Annotated in this window: 18 protein-coding genes; 15 read left to right on the top strand and 3 right to left on the bottom strand. The window is 68.2% G+C overall.

Annotated features, from left to right (window positions below):
• The 9 genes from AB4K12_RS11450 (at window position 1) to AB4K12_RS11410 (ending at window position 6,778) form a co-directional block, all read left to right on the top strand.
• On the top strand, window positions 1-792 hold the full coding sequence (locus AB4K12_RS11450; protein WP_368434105.1) for a nitroreductase family protein: 792 nt from the start codon (window positions 1-3) through the stop codon (window positions 790-792).
• An 85-nt stretch (window positions 793-877) separates the two neighbouring features.
• On the top strand, window positions 878-1,057 hold the full coding sequence (locus AB4K12_RS11445; protein ID WP_358625449.1) for a thiocillin family RiPP: 180 nt from the start codon (window positions 878-880) through the stop codon (window positions 1,055-1,057).
• A gap of 46 nt (window positions 1,058-1,103) precedes the next feature.
• On the top strand, window positions 1,104-1,277 hold the full coding sequence (locus tag AB4K12_RS11440) for a thiocillin family RiPP (protein ID WP_368434104.1): 174 nt from the start codon (window positions 1,104-1,106) through the stop codon (window positions 1,275-1,277).
• A gap of 51 nt (window positions 1,278-1,328) precedes the next feature.
• On the top strand, window positions 1,329-1,493 hold the full coding sequence (locus tag AB4K12_RS11435) for a thiocillin family RiPP (RefSeq protein ID WP_358625453.1): 165 nt from the start codon (window positions 1,329-1,331) through the stop codon (window positions 1,491-1,493).
• Between the two features lie 31 nt (window positions 1,494-1,524).
• Window positions 1,525-1,719 (top strand): thiocillin family RiPP, encoded by a 195-nt coding sequence (locus tag AB4K12_RS11430; protein WP_368434103.1) that lies wholly within the window; start codon window positions 1,525-1,527, stop codon window positions 1,717-1,719.
• Window positions 1,720-1,838: 119 nt separating this feature from the next.
• A complete protein-coding gene (locus AB4K12_RS11425; RefSeq protein ID WP_368434102.1) occupies window positions 1,839-3,020 on the top strand; it encodes a PqqD family peptide modification chaperone in 1,182 nt (393 codons plus the stop codon).
• Entirely contained in the window at window positions 3,017-5,575 is a 2,559-nt protein-coding gene (locus AB4K12_RS11420) for a hypothetical protein (RefSeq protein WP_368434101.1), read from the top strand. The genes AB4K12_RS11425 and AB4K12_RS11420 overlap by 4 nt, the downstream gene beginning before the upstream one ends.
• The gene (locus AB4K12_RS11415; protein WP_368434100.1) at window positions 5,572-6,522 is read left to right on the top strand and encodes a lantibiotic dehydratase C-terminal domain-containing protein; all 951 of its coding nucleotides are present in this window, start codon (window positions 5,572-5,574) and stop codon (window positions 6,520-6,522) included. The genes AB4K12_RS11420 and AB4K12_RS11415 overlap by 4 nt, the downstream gene beginning before the upstream one ends.
• A gap of 58 nt (window positions 6,523-6,580) precedes the next feature.
• The gene (locus tag AB4K12_RS11410) at window positions 6,581-6,778 is read left to right on the top strand and encodes a hypothetical protein (protein WP_368434099.1); all 198 of its coding nucleotides are present in this window, start codon (window positions 6,581-6,583) and stop codon (window positions 6,776-6,778) included.
• 80 nt (window positions 6,779-6,858) lie between these two features.
• Here AB4K12_RS11410 and AB4K12_RS11405 read toward each other — a convergent pair whose 3' ends face one another.
• Complete coding sequence (locus AB4K12_RS11405) at window positions 6,859-7,506, bottom strand: LuxR C-terminal-related transcriptional regulator (RefSeq protein ID WP_368434098.1); 648 nt, start codon at window positions 7,504-7,506, stop codon at window positions 6,859-6,861.
• A gap of 247 nt (window positions 7,507-7,753) precedes the next feature.
• Here AB4K12_RS11405 and AB4K12_RS11400 point away from each other — a divergent pair, with 247 nt between their 5' ends.
• The 4 genes from AB4K12_RS11400 to AB4K12_RS11385 all read left to right on the top strand — a co-directional run bounded on the left by AB4K12_RS11400 (window position 7,754) and on the right by AB4K12_RS11385 (window position 11,155).
• Window positions 7,754-8,212 (top strand): helix-turn-helix domain-containing protein, encoded by a 459-nt coding sequence (locus AB4K12_RS11400; RefSeq protein ID WP_368434097.1) that lies wholly within the window; start codon window positions 7,754-7,756, stop codon window positions 8,210-8,212.
• Window positions 8,213-8,346: 134 nt separating this feature from the next.
• Window positions 8,347-8,736, top strand: a complete 390-nt coding sequence (locus tag AB4K12_RS11395) for a hypothetical protein (protein ID WP_368434096.1) — start codon at window positions 8,347-8,349, stop codon at window positions 8,734-8,736.
• Window positions 8,727-9,863 (top strand): MAB_1171c family putative transporter, encoded by a 1,137-nt coding sequence (locus AB4K12_RS11390; protein WP_368434095.1) that lies wholly within the window; start codon window positions 8,727-8,729, stop codon window positions 9,861-9,863. Before AB4K12_RS11395 ends, AB4K12_RS11390 begins: the two co-directional genes overlap by 10 nt.
• 77 nt (window positions 9,864-9,940) lie before the next feature.
• The gene (locus AB4K12_RS11385; RefSeq protein ID WP_368434094.1) at window positions 9,941-11,155 is read left to right on the top strand and encodes an amidohydrolase family protein; all 1,215 of its coding nucleotides are present in this window, start codon (window positions 9,941-9,943) and stop codon (window positions 11,153-11,155) included.
• A gap of 332 nt (window positions 11,156-11,487) precedes the next feature.
• Here the strand turns inward: AB4K12_RS11385 and AB4K12_RS11380 are convergent, their stop codons facing one another.
• Both AB4K12_RS11380 and AB4K12_RS11375 read right to left on the bottom strand, forming a co-directional pair.
• Window positions 11,488-14,214, bottom strand: coding sequence for a DNA translocase FtsK (locus AB4K12_RS11380; RefSeq protein WP_368434093.1), 2,727 nt, complete (start codon window positions 14,212-14,214; stop codon window positions 11,488-11,490).
• 41 nt (window positions 14,215-14,255) lie between these two features.
• Window positions 14,256-14,711 carry a hypothetical protein gene (locus AB4K12_RS11375; protein ID WP_368434092.1) on the bottom strand — a complete coding sequence of 152 codons (456 nt, stop codon included), beginning with the start codon at window positions 14,709-14,711 and terminating at the stop codon, window positions 14,256-14,258.
• A 119-nt stretch (window positions 14,712-14,830) separates the two neighbouring features.
• Between AB4K12_RS11375 and AB4K12_RS11370 the strand changes: the two genes are divergently transcribed.
• Together AB4K12_RS11370 and AB4K12_RS11365 are read left to right on the top strand one after the other, a co-directional pair.
• Window positions 14,831-15,655 (top strand): AAA family ATPase, encoded by an 825-nt coding sequence (locus tag AB4K12_RS11370; RefSeq protein ID WP_368434091.1) that lies wholly within the window; start codon window positions 14,831-14,833, stop codon window positions 15,653-15,655.
• A 140-nt stretch (window positions 15,656-15,795) separates the two neighbouring features.
• Complete coding sequence (locus tag AB4K12_RS11365) at window positions 15,796-15,978, top strand: hypothetical protein (RefSeq protein ID WP_368434090.1); 183 nt, start codon at window positions 15,796-15,798, stop codon at window positions 15,976-15,978.
• Window positions 15,979-15,988 lie beyond the last annotated feature (10 nt).

Raw genomic sequence — 15,988 nt, 5'->3', positions numbered from 1 at the left:
ATGGAGATGAAGCACGCCACGGGCCCTTCGGCCCTCCGTGAACCGGACTCCCGCCGGATCCCGCTGCTGCCGGACCACGGCGACGTCCTGCGGGAGCTGCAGTCCCGCAGCCGGCTGAGCGGCGAGGACCTGCTGGTCCCGGCCCCGTCCTCCGACCCCGCGCTGCGGGCGGCGCTGGCGCCGGCCGGCGCGCACGGGATCAGTGCCGTGAGCGCCCCGCCGAGCGGAACGCCGCTGGAGACCGTGCTGCGCCGGCGCAAGTCCGTACGCGCCTACGACGGGGAACCGGTGCCGGTCGAGGTGCTCACCTCCGTGGTGCAGCAGGCCGCGGCCTTCGACCGGTCGGCCTGGCCGGACCACGAGGCCGGCGCCGGCCTGGAGTTCCTGGTCGCGGCCCGGTCCGTGGCCGGTCTGCGGCAAGGGCTGTACCTCTACTCCCCCGACCGCGGCGACTTCACCCCGCTCGCCGGCCTGCCCGACGGAGAGGCGGCGGCCGATCTGGTCCTCCAGCTGGAGTACGCGCACGCTCCCGCCATCGTGATCGTGTGCGGCCCGCTGGCGGCCTCGCTCGACCGGCACGGCGAGCACGGACACCGGCTGCTGCTGACCCGAGCCGGTGCCGCCGCTCAGACCGCCTGGCTCACGGCCCTCTCGCACGGGCTGGCCGGCAGTATCTTCGCCGGCTTCCTGGCGGCTGCGCTCAAGCCGCTGGTGCCCGTCGACGGCTACCGGAACGTCCAGCTGCTGGCCTTCTCGCTGGGCCACGAGGCACTGGGCCACGAGGCCCGCTGACCACCGCCCGGTCCCGGACTCCGTGCCCTCGCCGAGGGCACGGTTCACCGGAGGACACCGTCCTCCCCGCTCGAAGGAACACAACATGCTCGCTCAGAACGCCGAACCGATGGTCGACCTGTTCGCCGAGGACACCTCCCTCGTGGTCGACACCCTTCCCAACGAGGCGGCGCTCGCCTCCGTCGCCACGGTCGGCTCCCTGGGCTGCCTGACCTGCCCGGGCTCGACCTTCATGACCAGTGGCACGGCCAGCTCGCAGGGCTGACCCGTACCACGGGCAACACAACCGACTCTCCTGAAAGGAGCACTCCATGCGTGAGATCGAGCAGATCGATCTGTTCGCCGAGGACGCCGCCGGGCTGACGGCCGAGGTCCTCGACGACGCCGCCCTGCTGGGGACGTGGGGTTCATTCGGCACGTTCACCAGCTTCGCCTGCCCGGCGTCCAGCGCGGCGACCAGCGCCAGCGCCTCGTCCGCCGGCTGATCAGCGGCGAACCCGCTTTCCCTTCCATCCTCCAGAGAGAAGGACGTCAGCATGAACGACCAGATCCAGGTGGACCTCTTCGCCGAGGACTTCGGCAGCCTCCAGGTCGAGCAGCTGAACGAGACCGTGCTCCTCGGCACGTGGACCTCGACCAGCACCCTCGGCTCGGCGGGGTCGACCGCCTCCACCGCCAGCACCGCTTCCTGCACCAGCTGAGGCCCCCGGCCTTCCGGAAAGGACGTTGACCATGCTTCACACCGACTCGGTGAGCGCGCTCACCAACGACACCTTCGCGATCGACCTGAGCGTCGAGGACATGACCGTCGAGCAGCTCGACGACGCGGCCCTGCTGGGCACCGCCGGCAGCTTCGGCACGGGGGCCTGCGCAAGCTGCCCCGCCGCCTGCTTCACCAGCGCCGGTTCGTTCTCCTCGGCCGGCTGATCACTCAGGCTGACCGAACCGCTCATGAGCTGACGCCATGAGCAACGCCGCCGGGTCGGCAATGTGCAAGATTGCCGACCCGGCGGCGCCACCCTTCAGTATTCCCCAGGAGGTCAGCCATGCGAATCCCAGCAGCTGCCACCCCCCGTAGGAAAGCCGCGGCCGGTGACGCGGGTGCGCGGCACAGTGCTGAGGCACCCGAGGACACCGCCTGGCTCGACACCGCCCCCCTCGCTCTGAAGACCTCCATCGAGCAGATGGACGGCATCGACGGGCGCCCTCTCCTCTTCGACACCGAAACGGGGCAGTACGTCGCCCTGTCCCGCGCCGGAACGGTCATCCTGACCCTTCTCGACGACGCTCCCACGGCACGCGAGGTGGTCCGGCGGGTGACGGCGTCCTCCTCCGCCGACCCGGAGACCATCGAGACCGCCGTCCTGCGCTTTCTCGGCGAACTGCGGCAGGCGGGCGTCCTGACCCTCGCACCCCAGGGGCAGAACCGCAGGCAGCGGCTGATGAAACACTCGCTGCGCCAGCGCATGCCCAGATTCGCCCTCACGCGTTCCGTCCACGTCCTGCTGGAGCCCGTGGCCCGGCTGCTGCGAAAGCTGCCGGTCGCAGCGGTCGTCATCGGCTGGCTGCTGCTCGTGGCGGCGGGAACGACCGCGGTCTGCGTCGCCCTCGCGGAACGCGGCGTCCCGCATCTGTCCTCCTGGGCATGGCTCGCCATGCTCCTGCTCGCCGCGCAGATCGCCGTCCACGAGCTCGGGCACGCCCTGGTGTGCCAGTACCTGCGGGTGCCGGTCCGGGAAGCGGGCATCACGTTGATGCTCTACGTCATGCCGGTCGCCTACGTCGACCGCACGGACGCCTACCGGGTGCGCAAGCGCGCCCCCCGGGTCCTCATCGCCCTGGCCGGCCCGCTCAGTGACGCCATCTGGGCGGGCGTGACCGCCATGGTGCTGCTGTCCACGCACGGCGCCGTGGCCGACGTGGCCGGTGCGCTGCTCTACTCCCAGCTCTTCCTGATGATGATCAACCTGAATCCCCTGCTCCCTTCCGACGGTTACCAGGCCCTGGAGTCGGCGATCGGCTCCGTGAACCTGCGCGGCCGCTCCTTCGCCTACCTGACGCACCTGGTCACCCGGGTGCCGCTGCCCAGCCAGCTGCTCGCCGCCTCTCGCGCGAAGCGCGCCGGCTATCTGACCTTCGGCGGTCTGTGCCTGGCGTACGGAGTGTTCTTGGTGGGCGCAGTGCTGCTCTCCTGGTGGCACATCATCGAGGCGGTGCGCGGAGCATGACGACCGTCTCTTCTTTGCCCCCGCCCGCCGCCACCGGTCCGGCGGACGACCTCTTCCCCGCGCTGTCCCCCTTCACCCTGCACCGGGTCAACGACCTTCCGGTCGAGGCCCTCGACACGGCGTTGCGGGACACCTCGTCCTCACTCGCCGCCGAGACCCGTCTGGAACGGGAACTGCGGGCCGTCGCCGGACCCCTCGCCGATGCCCTCCACGCGGTGATCCCCTCCCTGGACGACGCCCCCGACGTGCGCCGCGCCGTGCTGTCACTCCGTCGCGCCGTCCACAACGGCCGCTCGTGCGCCCTGTCCGAGGAGCAGACGCGGAGGCTGGGCGGCTTCCTGGACACGGAGACCCGCGAGCTCGTCGCACACTGGCTGAAGCGGAGTCAGCGCCTTACGGAAACGCGGAACGCGACGGACGCCGTGTACGCACGGGAGACCGAGGCCGCCACGGCCCGGCTTCGCGCACTGCTCACCCGCAAGGGGCTCGCCCAGGGGCTGGCACACGCCGCACCCGACCTGCTGCGTCACCTCACCGGAAAGCCGCTGCACCCGCACAGCAAGGCATCCCGCACCGTTGTCGGCTACGCCTCGCGGGCCGCCCTCAAGACGAGCCCGTTCTCCCGGCTCACCGCGGTCGCGGTCGACGGCGTACCGGCAGACGGCCGTGCACTCACCTATGTGTCCCAGCAACACGTCCGCTCGTGGCTGGACGTGCTCTGCCGGGACGAGCGGTACGCCCGGGCCTTCGAAGTCGAGCCCAATGACGCCGTCCGGCACGTCGGCGGACGCCCGTACGTCATGACGTCGTCCTACAACCCGAAGGCCGCGCTCGCGTGGCGCTCGGACACCCTGGTCGATGCGGGCCTGTACGCCGAGCTCGTCCAGGAGGTGTCCTCCTGGCCGCGCATGAGCGTCGCCGACTGCCTCGGAAGGCTCGGCGGCAGAGATCCTTTCGCCGCCTGTCTGCGGCTGCTGGACACGGGCCTGCTGCGCGTGGTCACCCCTTGGACGAACGCCGAGGAACAGCCCTTGTCCGCGGTGGCAAGGGCCCTCGAGCGCCTGACGGACCCGGCCGCGCGAAGGACTGCGAGCCTGCTGCGCGAAGCGGAGGCCGAGACACACACACTGCACGAGCTGCCCGGGCCCGACCGCCTGTCCGTCATCGACCGTCTGCAGGCCTCCACCCGGTCCGGTGCCGGGACCTCGCTTTCCCTCGCGCCCTTCGCCGTCTACGAGGACGCGGTCTCGGACCTGCCCGTGGCCATCCCCGGTGAACACGTCGGGCAGGACCTGGCGGAGCTGGGCAGGACCGTACGACCGTACATCTTCCGGTCCTACCTCTACGACTTGCTGGTCGAGGAGTTCGTAAGACGATACGGGCAGGGTGGTCACTGCGACGACGTGGTGCAATTCCTGTGGGAAGTGGCCGCCGATCCCGCCCACGGGCAGCGCCTGTCCCGCGCGCTGATGGCGGACTACCGGGCCATCGGGACGACCACCCCGCGCGCCTGGCTGCCCGTCGGCCGCAGCAGTGCGCCTCCCACCACAGCCGTCCTGTACCAAATCGCCGCGGCGTCGGCCGAGGACGTGCGGGCGGGCCGGTACAAGCTGGTCGTCAATCAGTACAACCCCGGCATGGGCGGACTGGTGGCGCGCTTCCGCCGGCTGCTGGCTGCCAGCGGGCCCGGAGAACCGGATATGACGGACATGCTGCGCACGTGGATCCGCGGCTCCTTCCGGGAAGCGGAGCCGTTCCAGGTGACGTTGAGCGGCGACGTCAACGGCATGCACTACGCGGCCGACGGAATCCTTCCGCCCTTGCGGTGGCCTGGTGAACCGGGATCCGAAGGTGCCCTCCCGGACGCGTCCGGGGCTACCGCGAGTGTCCGGCACGACGCCGAGAACGGCACGCTCGAGCTGACGGGGGCGGACGGCCGGGCCGTCGCGCCCGTGTACCTCGGAGTTGTCCCGGCCCATCTGGTGTCCGGTGTCGCGCGGTTGCTGCTGTGCCTCGCCGACCCCTGGGTCAACGGGGCCCGTCTGTGCTGCACGCGCAGCCCCCTCGACGTGGACCCTCCGCTCCCGGAAGGGGTCGTCGAAGAGCTCCCGGGCGACGAACGCGGACGGCTGGTGCTCGGTCGGCGCACATGGAGGTTCGCGCCGGACGAGATGCCCCGGCCCGAGCGGGGCGAACGTCCCGAGGAGTTCTTCCGGCGGATGCACCGCTGGCGCACCGGACACGGGATACCGGCCGAGGTCTTCCTGTCGCTCGGCGGCTCGCCGTCCATGGCATCGGCCGCAGCCCGCAAGCCCATGTGGCTGTCCTTCCACAGCCCGCACTCGGTCTGGGCGGCGATTCACCACATCCGGGACCTCGACACGACGATGAGCGTGCGACTGTCCGAAACCATGCCGGGGCTCTCGGAGTACTGGGTGCGGGACGGAGACGGGCTCGCACACGCCACTGAGCACGTGTCACTGCTGCGCTGGGGCCGGCCGGAACGCAAGGGCGGGCACGGGCCCGCCGCCCACGCAGGACTGGAGGAGTCATGAGCAGGGCACCGCTGCCGGTGCTGACCCCCGCCGACTCGGCGCTGAACGCCGCGGGTTGGTGGTACGCGCGACTGTACCCGGGTGGCTTGAACAACCTGGACACGGCGGTGGACCGGCTGCTGCCGCCGCTGGTGGACCTCGCCGCGGAAGCCGGTGCGGACCGGTGGTTCTTCATCCGCTACACCGACTGGGACGGCCCCCACCTGCGGGTGCGCTTCCACGGAAGCCGTGACCTCCTGGACGCGCTGCACCGGCGCCTTCCGTCCCTGCGTGCCGACTGTGTACGGCTCGGACACGGGGGCCAGGCGGAATACCAGCCGCTGCTCCCGCTGGACCTGCGTCCCTTCCAGGGACACCGCAGCGGGGCCGAAGCGGCCCTCTACGAACCCGAGGATGACAAGTACGGCGGCCCGGTGGGCACCCGCCTGGCCGAGGAGGTATTCGAGCACTCCAGCCGCCTGGCCAGGTGGGCCAACGCGTACACGAGGGTTCCGGACCGGGCGGCTCTCGCGGTGCTCCTGCTGCGAGGCGCCGGCGAGGCGTTGTCGCTCGCCGGCGCGGTCGGCGAGGAAGGAGCGATAGACCCGGCACAGTTCTGGGTCCGGCACCTGCAGTGGTGGACCCGGGACGCGGGCAGTGCCGCCGAAGGACTGCGTGCTCTGCTCCGTCGCAGCGCGGAGCGTGACGACCGCGGGGTCCGGCAGCGCGCAGCAGCCTTGGAGTCCGACCCTGACGTCCGGCAGTGGACGGAGTCATGGACTGCCGTTCTGACGACGTACTTGAGCCGCACCCGGCGTCATCACGTGCCCCGCACAACGGGTCATCTCGTCTTCCACCAGGCTCATATGATGCTGAATCGCCTGGGCATTCTTCCCCGCGAAGAGGCGATGCTCGGAACGATGGCCGCATCGATGTGGCATGAAACCGCCCTCGCCGGGCAGGGCTGACAGCGACCCGGTGACAGTGAACAGCATGACGGCAGCAGCCGGAGAACGGAGAGCTCGCATGGAACAGCAGGCGTCGGCAAACGGGGTATCCCCGCTCGTCGTGGTCACCGCCCTGGCTGGGGTCGCGGCAGCGGTCGGCGCGGTCGTCTTCCACAGCACGGCACCACGAGCGGTGCTCATAGCCGTCTCCGTCGTCCTCTTCGCCACCGCCGGAAACGCCTGGCGGAGCAAGAAGAACCGGCGGTCCGGCGAGTAATCCGTACTCGGGCGGAAGGGGCTGGATGCTGTGCGTCCCGCACAGCATCCAGCCCCTCGTGCTTTCCCTGCGCGAACGGCTCACGCACTCATGGAGAGCTCCTGGGCCAGCAGGGCTATCTCGACCCTGCTCCTGAGCCCCAGTTTGGCCAGGATGCGGCTCACGTGAGTCTTGACCGTGTTCTCCGCGACCTGCATCCGGCCTGCGATCTGCATGTTGGACAGTCCCATGCTCAGGTAGTTGGTGACCTCCTGTTCGCGCCGCGTCAGCGAGCCGAGGCCCGGCAGCACGACGGTCGGTGACATGTCCGGCGGGGACACCGATACGGCGTGCACGAAGGAACGGACGACCGTCGGATCGATGAAGCCCTTACCACTCGCCACCAAGTGCACTGCGTTCACCAGTTCCTCCGGCGTGGCGTCCTTCAGCAGGAAGCCGACGGCGCCTGCCCGGAGAGCGCCTCTCACATGTGCCGCGAGTCCCAGCGCCGTCAGCACCAGTACGTCACAGCCTCTGTCCACGATGCGTCGCGTCGCGTCGACCCCTCCGCTCGTCGCGACATAGGCGTCCAGTACGACCAGATCGGGACCCAGCGCCTCGGTCAGGCCCACCGCCTCGTCACCGGTCCGGGCTTCCCCCAGGACCTCGATGTCCGGGGCCCCCGACAGCACGCTCACCACTCCTGCGCGCATCGCGTCCTGGCCATCGGCGACCACGAGTCGAACCACCACTTACTCCCCCCAACAAGGCTTGCCCGCGCCGCATACGGCAGCGACGGAGCATGCCCCTCCCATCGGGCCCGGATCCGGCGCTTAGACTCAGATGCACGATCCGGACCCAAGTCTCTTTATATGAGTGGAACTTGGCCGAACGAATCTTAAGCCCGGACGCGAACCCGTTTCAACTGTGGTGAGAGCGGTGGCTTCGTTGTACATTTACATCGGTGGAGAGCAGGGCCATGCCGATGGAGGCGTCATGAGCGAGCAGACGGGCCGCAGTCTGGCCGACAAGCTCAATCACCTGTTTGCCACCGCGAAGCCGAGAGGGGGCGGAGAGTACAGCAACGAGCACGTGGCCGAAGCCATTCGCCGGGCCGGTGTGACGATCTCGCAGAGCTACATCTGGCAGCTCCGCAAGGGAAAGAAGCACAACCCGACCCTCAAGCACGTACAGGCCCTGGCGGACTTCTTCGGCGTGCCCGCGTCGTACTTCTTCGACGACGAGGTGACAAACCGCGTCGAGCAGCAGCTCCAGCTCCTCAGGGCCGAGCAGGAACGCAGGGAAACGGACGCCGTCGGCAGTGACATGAAGCTGATGGCCATGAGAGCCGGTGAACTGTCCCAGGAACGGCGCCGGCAGGTGCTGGACCTGCTGGACGTCGTCTACCGGCTGGAGCAAGCGGAGCGCCGGGGTGAAACGGATGCCCCCGGCTGAGGAGGCACGTGCGAGAGCGAACGCTGCGGCGCCGTTGTAAACGTGAGCTGCGAGCCCTGGACATCCAGCCACCCTTGGACGTGGCGGAGTTATGCCGCCTCCTCGGTGAACGCCGGGGACGTCCCATTCGCCTGGTGCCCTATTCACTGCCGATGCCCGGCCCGTTCGGGGTCTGGATCGCCACGGCGTCCGCCGACTACATCCTGTACCAGCAGGAGACCAGCAAGGTCCACCAGGACCACATCATCCTGCACGAGGTGGGGCACATTCTCGCGGACCACCAGAGCGACGACACCGACGACGAGTTCTGGCGGCAGATGGCACCGGACATGTCCCTGGGCTCCATCAAGCGGGCACTGCGCCGCACGTCCTACGACGACCAGCACGAACGCGAGGCCGAGCTGGTCGCCACCATCATCCTGGAGTGGGCCTCCGTCCTGGACCGGGTGACACCCAGGGCCCCGAGCGACCCGTCGTTACGCCAGGTGCAGTCGGCCCTCGGAGACCGTCAGGGGTGGCTGTGATCGCGTCGGCCCTTTTCGCCGGTGCCGTACTCGTCACCGCGCTCTTCTGGAAGACCTTCCAACTGGTGAAGGCGCCACGTGACATCGCCTTGCGCGCCGTCACCCTGTGCCTGGGGTGCGCGGCTCTCGCCTTTCCCTTCGGTATCCCGCCGACCGCCCGCGCCTTCGAGACCGTCACGTTCCAGGGCGCGGCCAAGCTGCTGCAGAACGTCCTGCTGCTCAGCGCCGTCTACTTCCTGATGTGCTTCTACCTCTACTCGGCCACCGACCGGCACCGGGGGCGTACACGCGCACGGTGGGAGCTCATCCCCTTGTCGATCACCATCGCAGTGATCAGCATCCTGACGGCGCTCACTCCGCACCATGCGACGAGTCACGTATACGCCACAGCGAACATGCGGGTCACGCAGGTCGCCCTCTTCTACCTCACGGCAGGGCTGTACCTGTCCTACGCGCTCGGCTCGGCCTTCGTCTGGACACTGCGATACGCGCGCGCCTCGGTGAGGCCGCTGGCGACCGGCCTGTGGCTGGCGGCTGCGGCAATGGCCGGCATGGTGCTCTCCGGCACGGCGCGCGCGGCGTTCATCCTGGTGCGCTGGCTCGGCGGGGCCGTACCGCCGTTCCTGTCCCGCCCTGTGGCGGTGCTTCTGGCCTTCTCCATCCCGCTGTTCGTCATCGGCGTGACCTACCCGGGCATCGCCACTCGCCTCGCCGCCCTCCGGGTCTGGTGGCAGCACCGCTGTGACTACCACCGGCTGCGTCCGCTGTGGCTGCTGCTGCACACCGCGTACCCGCAGGACGCGCTCAACCGCGTGCCCACCAACCCCTGGCGTGACGCCCTCCGTGTCCGCAGCGTCCACCGCAGCCACTATCGCCGGGTGATCGAGTGCCGCGACGGCCTGGTGCGGATCAGCCCGCACCTCGCTCGCCTCGGCCTCGCGGATGCCGACCCACGGAGCGTGACCCCCGAGGACCTCGCGCAAAAGCTGCTCACCGCGTTGCGGGACCACGACCCCGGCGATCAGACGGCGGCGAAGGCCATCCCCGTGGCGATGCCCGACAGTGACGGTCTCGACTCCGACGTACAGCAGTTGGTCGCCCTGTCGACCGCGCTGAAGACCCTGTGAGCGATCCCCACGTCCGCCACGGCGGACCGCAGGAACAGCAACCCTTAGGAAATGGTGGCGTGATGGAACTTTTGGTCATGGCGGGACGAGTGCTCACGGGACCCGGGGGCGACTGGATCGCCGACGGCGCGGTGTTCGTCCGGGACGAGAGCATCGTGGCCATCGGCCCCCGGGCGGAGGTCGAGGCCGCCGTGTCGCAGGACGTGCCGCGGATGTCCCTGCCGGACGCCACGGTGCTCCCGGGGCTCATCGACTGCCACGTGCACCTCGCCTTCGACGCCGGACCCGATCCGGTCGGCGTCGTGAAGGAGAGCGGCGACGCCGATCTGCTGCTGGGCATGGCCAAGCGGGCCGGGCAGCTGCTGCGAAACGGTGTCACCACGGTGCGGGACCTCGGCGACCGCGGCGGTCTCGCCCTGCGCCTGAGGGATGCGATCGCCGCAGGTGACGTGCCCGGCCCGCGCATCCTCGCCGCCGGGCGACCGCTGACCGTGCCGGGCGGGCACTGCTGGTTCCTCGGCGGCGAGGTCGAAGGGGAGGACGCCATCCGCGAAATGGTGCGCCGGAACGCGGACGAGGGCGTGGACGTCATCAAGGTCATGGCCACGGGTGGCGGGCTCACCCCGGGCGGACACGCGAGCTGGCAGTCGCAGTTCACCACCGACGAGCTCCGGGTCGTCGTGGAGGAAGCGCATCGGCTCGGCCTGCCGGTCGCCGCGCACGCGCACGGCACGGAGGGGATCACGGCGGCCGTCGCCGCAGGGGTGGACACCATCGAGCACTGCACCTGGATGACCGACGGCGGCTTCGAGGCCCGTGAGGAGGTCGCCGCCGCCATCGCCGCGAAGGGCATCCAGGTCTGCCCGGCGGCCAGCCCCAACTGGCGCGCCTTCGCGGAGCGCTTCGGCTACGAGCGGGCCGACGCGGTATTCGCCCGGGTGCGGTGGATGGCCGAGCAGGGGATATCCCTGATCGCCGGTACGGACGCGGGTGTGCCGTGGGCGGTGTTCGACAACTTCGTGGGCAGCCTCGAATTCTTCCTCCACCTCGGTTTCACGGAGTCCCGGATCATCGACATGGCCACTGCCGAGGCTGCGCGTGCGCTGGGGCTCGCCGAGCAGACGGGCCGCCTCGCAGCCGGCTACCGCGCCGATCTCCTCGTCGTCGACGGAAACCCCCTTGAGGATCTCGGGGCCCTGCGCAACATTCGCCTGGTGCTGGCTGCAGGGCGACCTCATATCCCCGAGAGCGCGCTGACACGGTTCACAGGGGCGGGCAGCGCTGACGCGTAGGCAACCGGGGGCCGGAGCGGAACGCTATTCCGCCACCTGCTCCGGCCCGTTCGCACTCAGCCGCCGTCCCGTGATGCTCACGTTCCGCCCCTGTACACCGGGGCTCGAGATCTTCTCGCAACCGTGCTGGTCGGCCTGCGTTGGTCTGGTCGTGCAGGTGGTCTCCGCTCAGTGTTGTGAGTTCGTCGCGGTGTCCACCGGGCTTCGCCCGAGGCGGTTCCAGCGGCTGGTCAGGGCCGTCCACCGGGCTGGTGGGCAGGCCCTGGACCCGGGCCGGCCCGGACGTCCGTTGTCGCTGTCCCTTAGGAGACGGCCGCACGAGACATTGCGTCTCACTCGAAGCAATTCCCACTCTGCGCTTGGGCTCTGGCGGTTGCCGCCGCTAGGTAGGCAGCGAATGTGTCACGCTGCCTCCACGTAAAAAGAACGGTACGAGAGTTGTTCGCCCTGGCCTTCTGCGCCTCACCGGTCGCGATCCGGAGCCGTCCCCGGTCCTGCGCGGTGGCGAGCTGCACATACCCGTTCATGAGGAGAGTGGGCTCCTTGGATTCAACCCTGACAACATCGGCGAGGGGGATCACGCAGTCTCCGGCGCCGCTGACCTTCCCCATGAGGTTGCGCTTGATTTCGACCCTATCTGCGTAGAGCGTCACAGTAGAGCTGTACCCCTTGAAGGTGAGTGGGCCGGGCTGATAGGCAGGCGGACTTGGCGATCGACCGTCTCGTCCCACCGCTCCGTCCAGAGACTCTGTCTCGCCGCCGATTCCCCCCGAACGGCTGGAGTCCGCACTGGCCGTTCTCCGTGCGAGGGTGACCTGTGCAGTGCAATGAGCAACTACAGCGGCGATTTCCTCTTGGGTCACGAAGGCGCCCTGCAGACGGATCGGCTTATCCGTCCCTTTCGGCAGGAAAAGCCCGTCCCCCTTGCCGATCAACTTCTCCGCACCAGGCTGGTCAAGAATGACCCGCGAGTCGGCGAGCGAGGGGGTGACGAAGGCAAGTCGCGAGGGAACGTTCGCCTTGATCAGGCCGGTGACGACATCAGCCGACGGCCGCTGCGTGGCGAGCACCAAATGGATGCCCACCGTGTGCGCAAGCCGTGCGATGAGCACGATCACATCCTCGACGTCCCTCGGTGCGGCCATCATCAGGTCGGCGAGCTCGTCGACGACCACCAGTAGGTACGGGTGCGGCCCCATCTGCCGCTGATTGCCCACGGGCGTAGTCACGGTCCCATCGCGCACGGCCCGGTTGAAGGCGTCGATGTGCCGGTAGCCATAGGCCGCCAGGTCTTCATAGCGAAGATCCATCTCGCGGACGATCCACTGGAGTGCCTCGACCGCCCTATTCACATCGGTGATGATCGGCGTGATCAGGTGCGGGATGTCCTTGTACGCCATCAACTCCACGCGCCGGGGGTCGACAAGCACCATACGGACGTCCTCAGGTGTCGCACGCATCATGATCGATGTGATTAAGCAGTCGATCAATGACGTCGTACCCGACCCCATCGCACCGGCAACGAGCAGATGCGGCAACTTCGCGACGTTGGCCATCTCATAGCCACCTTCGACACCTTTGCCCAGCGCGACCAGCATGGGGTTGTCCTCACCGGCGGCCGCGGCCAGACGGAGCGCGTCTCCGAGGGGGACCAGTTCCCGCTCAATATTCGGGACTTCGATGCCGACCGCCATACTGCCGGGTATCGGGAAGGTGATCCGCACATCGGGGCTGGCGACCGCGTATGCGATGTTCTTCGTCAACCAAGTGATTTGCTCTGCCTGAACGGAGCGGCCGAGTTCGACCTCGTACCGCGTGACCGTCGGCCCGAGCGTGAAGCTGGTGACTGCAGCGTCGACCTTGAAGTCTGCGAAGACTTTTGTGAGCGCCGCAATCGCTGCGTTGTTGGCCGCGCTGCGTGCCTTCGCTGGGCCTCCTCGCGCGAGGAGGCCCAGCGAAGGCAGTGAATACGTGATGGCATCAGAGAGAGCTGTCTGCTCGGTATGCGGCCGCAGGTCGCGGACCTCGCCGAGCGGGGGCTCGACGGGGCCGGAGATGACCAGTGAGGAGGACGCGCGGCGCAGTGCGGTGCCGTCGGGGGCCGCATCGGCGGCTACAGCGATCCCCATTACGCCTGTTCCCAGCCCCGCGGCAGGTTGCCATACGTGAAGGGGCGGTGAGGCTTCGAGTGCTGGTTCATCACCGGCCGTCGGCTGCGCGGTCCTCGTCTTCCGGTCGGTACTGCCGCGATTGCCGGCAAGGGGCACCGGCTCCAGGGCAGCGGCAGAGGGTGTGGGCTCGGCTGCCCGCTGTGATCTGCCGTTGGCGGCTCGTGCGATGGTTACCCGATATTCGAGCGCGGTCCACATCTGCGGTCTCTGCTTCACGCCGGCAGCAAGGATGCGTTCATAGACGTACTCGTAAAGATCATGGACGGTGACGATTCCATCCTGATCCCGGTCTGCCTCGCCGGTCCGAAGGCCGTCAATGATGGCTCCGGTGAAGCGCGAGGGTTCGGGCACCATCTCCCTGAGGTGATCACCTTCCCACGCATACTCAGTGCGGTTCGTCGCCGTGAGAATGGCCCGGCCATGGCCTGCCAGCTCTTCCGTCACGTGCACGGCCGTGTCGCCCTTGACGCCGGAAAGAAAGGCCCCGCTATAGCAGCAGTCGAGGAGCACGACAATCGACTTTGCCCGGCAGCGGCGCATCTGATCATGCACGAATGTCGCGGATACCGCAGTGGAGGCGAGGAGCCTCCGGTCGGTGTCTTTCGTGGCGAAGTAGAGCAGCCCGTTGTCGTCCTTGATGCCGTGGCAAGACAGGTGCAGGAGTAGCACATCGTTCCGGCTTCGGTCCAGGAAGAAGGTCTCCAAGCAGCGATTGACTTCGTGCTGGGGTCGATCGATCACACGAGTGACGTCGAATGCGCCGATGTGTGGATCCTGAAGCACTTCCGCAAGCCCTGCGGCATCCCGGGCCGGTGAACGGAGCTGGTTCAGCTCGGGGTTCTCATATTCGCCTGTGGCGATAAGCAGTGCGTTGCGGCTACCAGGCACGGCCGCCAGCCATGCGTCTCTTCTGGGCAAAGCGGGCCGCATCAGGCACTGGAGGAACCTGTTTCACCTTCCCGCTCCACGCTCGAGACGGATTCGTGAGTCATGATGAAGGCGTCGACAAGTCGCCGCTGGTCTTCCACGGACGCCTGTTCGAGTTCGATACTGTCGTCGCCGAACACAACCCGCACCTTGCGAACGGGACGGTTGGTCATCCACGTTTCCAGCAACCGGAACACCCCTCGCAAGGCGATGGGCGATAGGGTTACGGCGAGCACCCCAAGGGCGATCGCGTCGCCGGGCTTGGACCCAGCTGGGGTCTCCTCGATGCGCACCGGATCTACACGGTCAACATCAAGTTCGAGCAGCTCCGCCCGCAACTGGACCGTGAGTTCATCGAGCTCCACCAGGTCGCTGTCGAGCACTCCCTCAAGCGTGACGGTCATCAAGTCTGCGTTGGCCACAACACCCCCCAGATGGCTACCTGTGCAGGTGAGCATATCGTCAACCTCCCCTAGTCTTCAGTAGCGTTGAACTGCTCAAATGATGCGCCACCCGATGTGCCGATGGCCGCTCGGAGTTCGAGGTGGACTCTCCTCCGGCGCGACACGAGCTGGTCATGCCGCATCGTCTTCTCAACGAGCACGGGATCAAACAACAGTGGCCCTTCACCTACTTGAGTGCACAGACCGACATCTCGTCAGGTGACTGGGTCCGTTGGTACACCCACGACGAGATGCCGCGCCGCGAGACGGCCGTCGCCTTCTCTCGCATGGCGCATCTACCGCTTGAGGATCACCTCCTCCTGCTCGGGCTTTGGGAAGCGGCCCATGAAGCGTTGGAGGCCCAGCGCCGCGTCGATGCGCTGCCAGCCCGGATCCGCTTCGACGAGGCGGCATTCGTCGTGACCGGGCCACCGGGGTCGGGACGATCGGCAGCACTGGTGAACATCAGGCGCGCTCTGCTCGCCGCCAACACCCGAGTCGTACTGGCCGCGCCGAAGACGTCTCCCCTGCGTGAGCTGGCCGGCAAGGACGGCGTGGTGAGCTGCTTCGTCCAAGACGACATCGGGCACGACGAACTCGAGGAAGCCCTGTCGTCGGCGTCCCCCGAAGAACCGGTCGTTGTAGTGATGGACAACGCAGAAGTCCTGGACAAGTGCGAGGCGGGGCACCTGCTGAAGAGCCTGGTGCAGCATGGATTCGAAGAAGGGACAGCCCTGGTGGCGGGCTGCCGCGACGACAAGCTTCCGCTCGGTTTTGGCTGGCTCCGGGAGACAAGGAAGGCCCATAATGGCCTTCTGTTGTCTCCGCAAGAGCGGAGCACAGGCGATGTGATCGGTATCAGGATCGGCGATTCCATCGTCGGCTGGCTCATCGCCCCCGGCCAGGGCTGGCTACACCTCGGGAACGGCAAGCTTGTGGCCGCGACTGTGCCAGGGTGAGGCCCCACCTCGACGCAGATACGCCTCGGCTGGGGCGGCCGTCCTCTTCACCCCGCCCCTTTCGTCTTCAAGCGCCGCGACCGGCTCCGACCGCCGGTATTGCCGCCGGGCGGCAGTTCGAGTGGCAGATGGGGCGGCAGGTGAAGGTGCCGCCCGGCGGACGCCTTCCCCATCTACTACGGCCCGCGCGCAGTGAGGGCGGCGGGTGGCGGCTGCCGATCGCCGCGGCCGAGTTCGACTCGCTGTACGAGATCCAGGAGGGCTCCCACGTCAAGGGTGGCCGGAAATCGTCGACCGGGTACTTCGCCCACGGGAAGAAGTAGGGCCCCTGGG

The organism is Streptomyces sp. C36 (assembly GCF_040932295.1).
Classification (GTDB): domain Bacteria; phylum Actinomycetota; class Actinomycetes; order Streptomycetales; family Streptomycetaceae; genus Streptomyces; species Streptomyces triculaminicus.
Note: the sequence above shows the minus strand (reverse complement) of the source record. Positions and strands in the feature narration are given on the sequence as shown.

Coding starts and splice junctions, on each gene's coding strand:
- AB4K12_RS11450 (WP_368434105.1), top strand. CDS start 1: ATGGAGATGAAGCACGCCACGGGCCCTTCGGCCCTCCGTGAACCGGAC.
- AB4K12_RS11445 (WP_358625449.1), top strand. CDS start 878: ATGCTCGCTCAGAACGCCGAACCGATGGTCGACCTGTTCGCCGAGGAC.
- AB4K12_RS11440 (WP_368434104.1), top strand. CDS start 1,104: ATGCGTGAGATCGAGCAGATCGATCTGTTCGCCGAGGACGCCGCCGGG.
- AB4K12_RS11435 (WP_358625453.1), top strand. CDS start 1,329: ATGAACGACCAGATCCAGGTGGACCTCTTCGCCGAGGACTTCGGCAGC.
- AB4K12_RS11430 (WP_368434103.1), top strand. CDS start 1,525: ATGCTTCACACCGACTCGGTGAGCGCGCTCACCAACGACACCTTCGCG.
- AB4K12_RS11425 (WP_368434102.1), top strand. CDS start 1,839: ATGCGAATCCCAGCAGCTGCCACCCCCCGTAGGAAAGCCGCGGCCGGT.
- AB4K12_RS11420 (WP_368434101.1), top strand. CDS start 3,017: ATGACGACCGTCTCTTCTTTGCCCCCGCCCGCCGCCACCGGTCCGGCG.
- AB4K12_RS11415 (WP_368434100.1), top strand. CDS start 5,572: ATGAGCAGGGCACCGCTGCCGGTGCTGACCCCCGCCGACTCGGCGCTG.
- AB4K12_RS11410 (WP_368434099.1), top strand. CDS start 6,581: ATGGAACAGCAGGCGTCGGCAAACGGGGTATCCCCGCTCGTCGTGGTC.
- AB4K12_RS11400 (WP_368434097.1), top strand. CDS start 7,754: ATGAGCGAGCAGACGGGCCGCAGTCTGGCCGACAAGCTCAATCACCTG.
- AB4K12_RS11385 (WP_368434094.1), top strand. CDS start 9,941: ATGGCGGGACGAGTGCTCACGGGACCCGGGGGCGACTGGATCGCCGAC.
- AB4K12_RS11375 (WP_368434092.1), bottom strand. CDS start 14,711: ATGCTCACCTGCACAGGTAGCCATCTGGGGGGTGTTGTGGCCAACGCA.
- AB4K12_RS11370 (WP_368434091.1), top strand. CDS start 14,831: ATGCCGCATCGTCTTCTCAACGAGCACGGGATCAAACAACAGTGGCCC.